The 3,072-nt window shown below is 69.7% G+C and carries 3 protein-coding genes; 2 read left to right on the forward strand and 1 reads right to left on the reverse strand.

The annotated features are described in order from the left end of the window. Positions 1-17 precede the first annotated feature (17 nt). Positions 18-422 (forward strand): hypothetical protein, encoded by a 405-nt coding sequence (locus ACFU7D_RS29195; RefSeq protein WP_378873917.1) that lies wholly within the window; start codon positions 18-20, stop codon positions 420-422. A gap of 35 nt (positions 423-457) precedes the next feature. Here ACFU7D_RS29195 and ACFU7D_RS29200 read toward each other — a convergent pair whose 3' ends face one another. Next, entirely contained in the window at positions 458-2,077 is a 1,620-nt protein-coding gene (locus ACFU7D_RS29200) for a Coagulation factor 5/8 type domain-containing protein (protein ID WP_378873920.1), read from the reverse strand. Between the two features lie 116 nt (positions 2,078-2,193). On the opposite strand from ACFU7D_RS29200, the gene proC reads away from it, so the two are divergent. Next, a complete protein-coding gene (gene proC / locus ACFU7D_RS29205; RefSeq protein WP_378873922.1) occupies positions 2,194-2,982 on the forward strand; it encodes a pyrroline-5-carboxylate reductase in 789 nt (262 codons plus the stop codon). Positions 2,983-3,072: the final 90 nt, after the last annotated feature.

Raw genomic sequence — 3,072 nt, forward strand, 5'->3', positions numbered from 1 at the left:
GCTCCTAGAGTGATGCGATGACCTCGATCGCGCGCACCGCCGCGCGCCTCCTGATGGGTGTTGCGATGGTCGGCGCCGGGGTGGCGCACCTGACCGCCCAGCGACAAGAATTCCGGGCGCAGGTGCCCAGCTGGTTCCCGATCGACGAGGACCTGACGGTGCTCGCCTCGGGCGTCGTCGAGATCGGTCTCGGGCTGGCGTTCCTGGTTCTGCCGTCCCAGCGACGGCTCGTCGGAGCGCTGCTCGCGGCGTTCTTCGTAGCGGTCTTCCCCGGCAACATCGCGCAGTATGTGGAAGGCGTCGATGCGTTCGGTCTCGACACAGACAGCAAGCGGTTGATCCGGCTGTTCTTCCAGCCTGCGCTCATCCTCTGGGCGCTGTACGGCGGCGGCTGGCTGAGACGTCCCAGAAGTGACGACTGAACCACCCCCTTCTGACATGACGGCAGGCCTGCCTGTCAGCGTGTTGCTGACTGTGCCCCCGCCCACGTACGCAGGTAGGACTCGGGGCCGCGGACGATGTGGTCGATGACGTCCTGGCCGCCGGTGAGGCGGAGGTCCTCGAGGTAGTCGGGGATCATCCCGTAGTGGGCGACGCCGTCGGTGTTGTAGTCCCAGATCCGCTGACCGGTGACCTGCCGGTCGATGACGGAGCCACCGTCGAAGCTGCGGAACGGGTAGCTGACGCGAGTCTTCGCCGGTCCGGGCGTGCCGCCGAAGCCGTTCATGTCGAAGCCGAACCCGATGCCCGCGTCGTAGCGGTCACGGACGGGTGCGGTGCGGGCGTACTCCGCCAGGAACTCGTCGGTGCTGTGGCCGTAGATCGTCGAGAAGCCGCCGAGGGCGTAGAGCCGGTCGAGGTAGCGCTCGTCCATCCAGGAGTGGCTGGCGAGGGCGCCGGGGTAGTCGGTCTCCTCGAGGATGTCGAGGGCGCGGGCGGCGGCCTTGGCGCTCATGTGGTCGACCTCGACCATCATGCCGCGCTTGATCAGACCGCGCAGGGCGTATTCGCCGAGGGCGGAGAGGCCGTGCGGGTTGCACACCGTCCCCGACGGGTAGATCGGCGGCTGCGGCAGCCAGTCGAGCTCGGCGGGTCGGTCGACCAGGCGCGGGTTGTTGTCGTGCGGCTGGTCGGCGCTGCAGGCCTTCGGCGTCCAGAACGTGCCGGTGGTGAGGAACTGCCCGGCGTTGATCAGCAGCCCGGTGGTGCCCTTGTCGTAGCGGACCCCGCACAGCGCGTTGTCGAACTTGTGGCACAGGAACATCGACGAGACCCCGAGCGACTTCAGCTCGTCGAGCCCGGCGTCGATGTTGGCGCGGGTGCACGAGGGCAGCCGCAGCTTCTGGGAGCAGCCGAACGGCTCTGAGGTCTCCATGCCGAGCACGACGGCGAGCTTGCCGTCCTCGATCACCTCGCGCGCCTGCTCGGCGTCGGTGACGATCCGGTACCACCCGCGCCCCTCGCCGCCGTACTGCGCGTCGATGAAGGCCTGGGTGTCGTACGCATCCCGCGCCTGCCTCCGCACTGCGGTCATCTCGTCGCAGGACTGGTTGGTGCCCGGGTTGATCGCGCACAGCGCCTTGTTGCTGGTCAGCTGCACCACGAGGATCCGCTGGCCGGCGCGCCAGGCGCGCTCGACCCAGCGGTAGTACATCTGCTGGTGGGTCAGCGAGTCGTAGGCCGGCCAGTCCTTGAACGAGGGCCAGCCGGCGGTGTCGTGGAACCCGAGGGGGCTGCCCGAGCGGGTCAGGTTCTCCAGCAGCGCGGTCTCTCCGGCGATCCCGTGGGAGGGGCAGTCCTTCAGCGCGTCCGCGATCCCGGCCTCGGAGAAGGCCTTCCCGCAGACGGCCGCCCCGCCGATCCCGTCCTGCATGAACATGTGGCTGTGGGCGTCGATCAGCCCTTCCACGGTGCCGTCCGGAGCGGTGCCCGTGAACGGCTCGCCGGTCACGTTGACCTCGGACTCGGGGGATGGGAGCTGCCGTTCCCCTTCGTCTCCCGACGCCGGTGGACCGACCATCGCGACCGTCACCGCGAGGGCGACCACAGCAAGCAGGGACGTACGTCGAATGCGCATGTGGCCTCCCGATGACCAGCGGCGAATTTACGGGCGTGGGTATCGCAACCTAGCAGTTGCTTGGGTCCCGTGGGGCCTTATTCATGCAGGTCATCCGCTCTGACAGACTGGCGAGCATGACGATCGCGATCATCGGAGCAGGCAACATGGGTGGGGCCGTCCTCGCCGGACTTCTCGAGGCCGGTCACGCCCCGGATGGCGTCATCGTCGTCGAGGCGCGCGAGGAGCAGGCGGCGGCGCTCCGCGAGAAGCACGGCATCCGTACGCTGTCGGCCACCGACGCCGCGGCAGAGGCCGACGTGGTGGTGCTGGCGGTGAAGCCCTACGGCGTGGTGCCGGTGCTGCAGTCGATCGCGTCCGCGCTGCGAGAGGGGACGACGGTGGTCTCGCTGGCCGCGGGCGTCCCGACCTCCGCGATGGAGCCTGCCGTCCCGGACGGCGTCTCGGTCGTGCGGGTCATGCCCAACACCCCGGCTCTGGTCGGCGAAGGCATGTCGGCGGTCGCCGGCGGTGCCAAGGCGACGCCTGAGGCGGTCGCCACCGCGGCCGACCTGATGGCCGCCGTCGGCAAGGTGATCACCGTCCCCGAGTCCCAGCTCGACGCGGTCACCGCGATCAGCGGCTCCGGCCCGGCGTACGCCTTCCTGGTCGCCGAGGCCTGGATCGAGGCGGGCGTCCACCTGGGGCTGACCAGGGACGATGCGACCACGCTCGTCATCCAGACGCTGTCCGGCTCCGCCAAGCTGCTGGAGTCCGGCACCCACCCGGCGATCCTCCGCGAGCAGGTCACCTCGCCCGGGGGCACCACCGCGGCCGCGCTGGGCGCGTTCGAGCAGGGCGGCCTGCGGGCGGCCTTCCTCGAGGCCACCCGCGCCGCCTACGTACGCAGCCAAGAGCTTTCCTAGTCGCCGCTGGTCGAGCCGCTGGAGCCGCTAGGCGGAGGCGTGTCGAGACCAACACGGTCCCCTGTCGCGCTCGATAGGACTGTGTTGGTC

This window comes from Nocardioides sp. NPDC057577, from assembly GCF_042801335.1.
Taxonomy (GTDB): domain Bacteria; phylum Actinomycetota; class Actinomycetes; order Propionibacteriales; family Nocardioidaceae; genus Nocardioides.